The following is a 4,708-nucleotide window of genomic DNA, read 5'->3' as shown; positions in this document are numbered from 1 at the left end:
CTGCCGCTTTAAGATGCCGCACGCCCGCGTTTACCTTTACGCCGACCGCCGAAATAACCCCCGTCCGGCCCGGTGGGGCCTCTCTGAAAACCCCGCCGGCTGCCTGTGCCAAATGACAGGCTGTCACCCGGCGGGTTTTGCGGTAGGACAGCATAGCCCAACCGGGCCGGATACCCAGAATATCAACGGCTGCACGGGCCATTACTTCCGGTATAAAAAACCGGAGAAGTTTTCTTTGGACATTCTTTGTTAATTTATAATTGGTTATCTTCATTTTTGCAGTCTGACATGACTGCCAATCTGCTTCAGCCCCTAATATTTTTATTTTCATTCGGCCTTTTTAAATGTTCAGGCCGTCTGAAAACCATCGCATGAACGGAACGGATGGCAGATGGCTTTTAATAAATGAAACGGAAATAACCCTTTTAAAACGAAACATATAAAAATGCCGCAAAACACTGAGATTCCCTTTTCAGCCAGCCTCTCTCGCGTTATGATTAGGGCGTGTCCTCATTTCATCATCGGCATCTTTCCGGCATAAAAACCCGTTTGCTGAGTTGGGCGTTGGGAATGCACGCAAGGTGTCCAACCTTACTGCGCAGGCCGGTTTTACTGGTGCAGCGTGTCAAACCGGCCTGTTTGAGTATCGCCGTGCATACGTGCTGTTCTACTCGAAAATCTGTGACGCAGACAAAATGAGGACATACCCTAATGCCTTCATCAAGCCGGCTTAAATAAATATGCTGCCGCCTGATTTCGAGCGGTTTCCATTTTCTCAACTTCCTTCGAAGGCTGTATGAACGCATTTTCGGCGGATAAAGGATTATCATGAACATCATCGGCGCGCTGCTCATTGTTTTAGGCTGTTTGGCCGTGGGTGAGGGCGCAGTACTGTTTTTCGGCCTCAAGCTGCCGGGCAGTATTGTCGGCATGGGTGTTTTGTTTGGCTTGTTGAAACTGGGCTGGGTCAAAATCTCATGGATTAAGCAGTTTGCGGATACGCTGATGGCAAATCTGACTCTGTTTCTCGTGCCGCCATGTGTGGCCATCATCAGCTATTTGGATTTGATTGCCGATGATTGGTTTCCGATTTTAACGGCGACAGTATTGAGCACGCTGTGTGTGTTGCTGGTAACCGGCAAAGTGCACGAATGGGCGCGGAGGCTGATGTGATGGCGCTTTTCCATACGCCGAGTCTGTTGTTATTCCTGACGCTGGCGGTGTTCGGCTTGGCTAATATTATCCGTATCCGTACCGGCAATGTACTGTGTAATCCCGTATTAATCAGTACCGTGGCCATGATTCTCTATCTGAAGATTTTCCGTATTGATTACGATGCCTATCACGATGCTGCGCAGTATCTTGATTTCTGGCTCAAGCCTGCGGTGGTGGCGTTGGCCGTGCCGCTGTATTTGAATTGGGAAAAAATCCGCAACCAATGGATGCCGGTTTTGCTGTCGCAATTGGCCGGCAGCGTAACCGGCATTGTCACCGGCGTGTACCTGGCCAAATGGTTCGGCGCAGGCAAGGAAACGGCTTTATCACTGGCGGCCAAGTCGGTAACCAACCCGATTGCGCTGGAGATTACCAAGTCCATCGGCGGCATTCCGGCGATTACTGCCGCCACCGTGATTATTGCCGGCTTGTTCGGGCAGATGGCCGGCTACAAAATGCTGCATGTCGGCACGGTGCGTAAACCATCATCGGTCGGCATGTCACTGGGTACGGCTTCCCATGCGATGGGCATTGCCGCATCAATGGAGTACAGCCGCCGTATTGCCGCTTATGCAGGCTTAGGCTTGACGCTCAACGGCGTGTTGACTGCGCTGATTGTGCCGGTGCTGATGCCTTTTTTGGACACTTAAATGAAGTAAAACTGATTTTCAGACGGCCTTTATCTATAATCAGGCCATCTGAAAGAAATAATCGGCAACCGTTAACGTTTGCCGTGCTATTGATTAATGATTCCAATATTCCCTACAAAGGAGCAAACAAATGGCAGTGAATCTTTCCGAACGACATGAAGACGAATTGTTGCTCATCGACGGCATACAAGTATTTGTCGGTCAGGCCGGTGTCAAAAAAACGAATCATGACGATTTGACGCTGATGGTGTTGACCGGTAAAAATGCCGTCGGCGCCGTATTCACGCAAAACCGTTTTTGCGCTGCACCGGTGCACATTGCGAAATCGCATTTGTTTGATGGTGGCGGCGTGCGCGCGCTGGTCATCAACACAGGCAATGCCAATGCCGGAACCGGTGCGCAAGGCCGTGCCGATGCGGTAGAAATCTGCGCCGCCGTCGCCCGCCAAATCAACTGTAAAACCACCCAAGTGCTACCGTTTTCCACCGGCGTGATTTTAGAGCCTTTGCCTGCCGATAAAATTATCGAAGCCCTGCCGCGTGTCAAACCCGTACATTGGAGTAAAGCCGCCCGCGCCATCATGACCACCGACACCATTCCCAAAGCCGCCAGCTGCGAAGGTAAAGTCGGTGAAAACCATACCGTACGCGCCACCGGTATCGCAAAAGGCAGCGGCATGATTCACCCCAATATGGCTACCATGCTCGGCTTTATCGTTTGTGATGCCAATGTGTCGCAACCGATTTTACAACTGATGACCAAAGAAATAGCCGATATGTCGTTCAACGCCATCACCGTTGATGGCGACACCAGCACCAACGACAGCTTCGTCATCATTGCCACCGCCAAAAACGGCCAAAGCCAAATCGACAACACCGCCGACCCGCGTTACGAACAGCTTAAAACCCTGCTCGGCGGCCTGGCCTTGCAACTGGCGCAAGCCATCGTACGCGACGGTGAAGGGGCAACCAAATTCATCACCATCGAAATCGAAAACGCCGCCAACCGCGATGAGGCACGCAAAGTTGCTTATGCCATCGCCCATTCGCCTTTGGTGAAAACCGCCTTCTTCGCCGGAGACCCCAACCTTGGCCGCCTGCTTGCCGCCATCGGTTATGCCGGTGTCGAAGACCTGGATACCGATAAAATCAAAATGTGGCTTGGCGACGTATTGGTGGCCGAACAAGGCGGCCGCGCCGAAAGCTACACCGAAGAGCAAGGCCAGGCTGTGATGAACCAAGACGAAATCACCGTACGTGTAAGTCTTAACCGCGGTCAAACTAAAACCACCGTATACACCTGCGACTTCTCGCATGACTATATAACCATTAATGCGGATTACCGTTCATAATTGGTTTGAATAATAAAGGCCGTCTGGAGTTTCAGACGGCCTTTATTATTCATATAACTAAAACAGATTTTCAGTAAAAATATATCTGATGATAATTTAATGTAATAGAATATATTGTTCTCTTTTGAAAGCTGAATCAAATAGTGAATGAAAACAATCTGCTGGCAAAATTGTTAAATGAAGTACAAAGGCACCCTGAAAATGAGAAAGCATGGATGGCTTTGGCTTTCTATTATTTGGAAAATGTGGGCGGCAAAAAAAGAGTTGAATTATTTGCTAAAAGCTTATGAAATCAAAGCCACTGTTGAAACAATAACCAATCTGGCGCATTGGCTTTGTTATGAATACGGTGGAAAAGAACAGTCATTCAAACTGATTAACAGGCACTGGCACTTGAGCCGAAGTCATTTTACCCCTATGCGGCTTACGCCCGAATATTATTTACTCAGCCGGGTGATGTAGATAATCCGGTACGCCTAAGCAGAGAATCACATCATCAGATTATTTGTTATAGTCGGAAAGCTTTGGAAAAATTAGAACGGTTGCCTGCTTTAGCAGGTTGGCACAAATTGCTTTCAAATGACTTTGCGCTGCGGCTTTCAGCAATCTGAAATAAGAAGCGCGGCTGTATCGGAATGTAGGTGTCGCGTTCCGAAACACTGTTCCACCATAACGCGTTTCCGACAACTGTTTATTCCTCCCTTGATCTTCTTCGGTTAACGGACAGTCTCGGTGCGCTTTACGCATCATGCCGTCTGAAAATTTTTTGCTTTGAAGAAGTACCCGGTCGGCTTTGCCGTCATAACCTTTGTCGGCATAAACGTCTGTTCCTTGGACAATACCGCTAAGCCGCGGTTCGAGGTGGTTGCATCCATGTCCGTTCGCGGGACTGATGTGCAGTTTCCCGATATATAGTGAAATCACTAACAAACCGAACCGATCCAAAACAAAGAATTGACACAACCCGGCCCCCATGCCTTCCGCAGCCGTTTGGCCCAAGCCCGCATCTTTTCAATCGGATTCAACCCCAGGTTATCGGAGACAGCCGGAAGAGGGTATGCCCGGCGGCTCCGATTGCCGGCACGCTTGTGAAACGCGGCATTATCCTTCACCACTATGCTTTGGGATGGAAGCTCGGGTGTAACCAACGGTAAACAATATTGCTGTTGGCAGGGCCGTCAAACAGCCGGACCGCAAACGGTTCCCCGTCCCGAATGGTACTAATGGCATTGATCCGGTTCGTCAAATGCCAATCATACTGCCCATAACAGATTTCACCTTTAGACTCTACTATAGTGAGCTGCTTGAAAGAGCGTCTGCCCCCGGTTTGCAATCGGCATCGTCCATTTCCCCGAAGCCTTACCGATACCGCCATATAAAAGCTTCAGCAGGCCGGTTTCATTGGGGAATGCGCCTTGGGTTTTGGCCAGCTTCCGAAACTGGCGGTGTACCGCCTCTGCCGCATTGGTCGTATAAATCGGTTTGCGTACGG

Annotated in this window: 6 protein-coding genes and 1 pseudogene; 4 read left to right on the top strand and 3 right to left on the bottom strand. The window is 49.8% G+C overall.

Annotated elements, in window-relative coordinates; all coding sequences use genetic code 11:
- Positions 1 to 11 precede the first annotated feature (11 nt).
- Positions 12 to 274: pseudogene (locus tag C7N83_RS14375) on the bottom strand (IS1595 family transposase); the annotation flags it as partial.
- Between the two features lie 554 nt (positions 275 to 828).
- Between C7N83_RS14375 and C7N83_RS13085 the strand changes: the two are divergent.
- The 4 genes from C7N83_RS13085 (at position 829) to C7N83_RS14370 (ending at position 3,678) form a co-directional block, all read left to right on the top strand.
- Entirely contained in the window at positions 829 to 1,173 is a 345-nt protein-coding gene (locus C7N83_RS13085) for a CidA/LrgA family protein (RefSeq protein WP_106743174.1), read from the top strand.
- The gene (locus tag C7N83_RS13080) at positions 1,152 to 1,865 is read left to right on the top strand and encodes an LrgB family protein (RefSeq protein ID WP_170064919.1); all 714 of its coding nucleotides are present in this window, start codon (positions 1,152 to 1,154) and stop codon (positions 1,863 to 1,865) included. The genes C7N83_RS13085 and C7N83_RS13080 overlap by 22 nt, the downstream gene beginning before the upstream one ends.
- 130 nt (positions 1,866 to 1,995) lie before the next feature.
- Entirely contained in the window at positions 1,996 to 3,216 is a 1,221-nt protein-coding gene (argJ, locus tag C7N83_RS13075; RefSeq protein WP_106743172.1) for a bifunctional glutamate N-acetyltransferase/amino-acid acetyltransferase ArgJ, read from the top strand.
- Between the two features lie 177 nt (positions 3,217 to 3,393).
- Entirely contained in the window at positions 3,394 to 3,678 is a 285-nt protein-coding gene (locus C7N83_RS14370; protein WP_146135170.1) for a hypothetical protein, read from the top strand.
- Positions 3,679 to 3,717: 39 nt separating this feature from the next.
- Here the strand turns inward: C7N83_RS14370 and C7N83_RS13070 are convergent, their stop codons facing one another.
- Together C7N83_RS13070 and C7N83_RS13060 are read right to left on the bottom strand one after the other, a co-directional pair.
- Positions 3,718 to 4,215 (bottom strand): transposase, encoded by a 498-nt coding sequence (locus tag C7N83_RS13070; protein WP_146135169.1) that lies wholly within the window; start codon positions 4,213 to 4,215, stop codon positions 3,718 to 3,720.
- A gap of 281 nt (positions 4,216 to 4,496) precedes the next feature.
- Positions 4,497 to 4,708, bottom strand: a 212-nt coding sequence (locus C7N83_RS13060) for a transposase (protein WP_146135167.1), incomplete at its 5' end; no start/stop codon positions are given.

It is taken from the genome of Neisseria iguanae (assembly GCF_003013245.1).
Lineage (GTDB): Bacteria > Pseudomonadota > Gammaproteobacteria > Burkholderiales > Neisseriaceae > Neisseria > Neisseria iguanae.
This window is presented reverse-complemented; position numbering and strand designations above follow the sequence as displayed.

Coding starts and splice junctions, on each gene's coding strand:
- C7N83_RS13085 (WP_106743174.1), top strand. CDS start 829: ATGAACATCATCGGCGCGCTGCTCATTGTTTTAGGCTGTTTGGCCGTG.
- C7N83_RS13080 (WP_170064919.1), top strand. CDS start 1,152: ATGGGCGCGGAGGCTGATGTGATGGCGCTTTTCCATACGCCGAGTCTG.
- argJ (WP_106743172.1), top strand. CDS start 1,996: ATGGCAGTGAATCTTTCCGAACGACATGAAGACGAATTGTTGCTCATC.
- C7N83_RS14370 (WP_146135170.1), top strand. CDS start 3,394: ATGAAGTACAAAGGCACCCTGAAAATGAGAAAGCATGGATGGCTTTGG.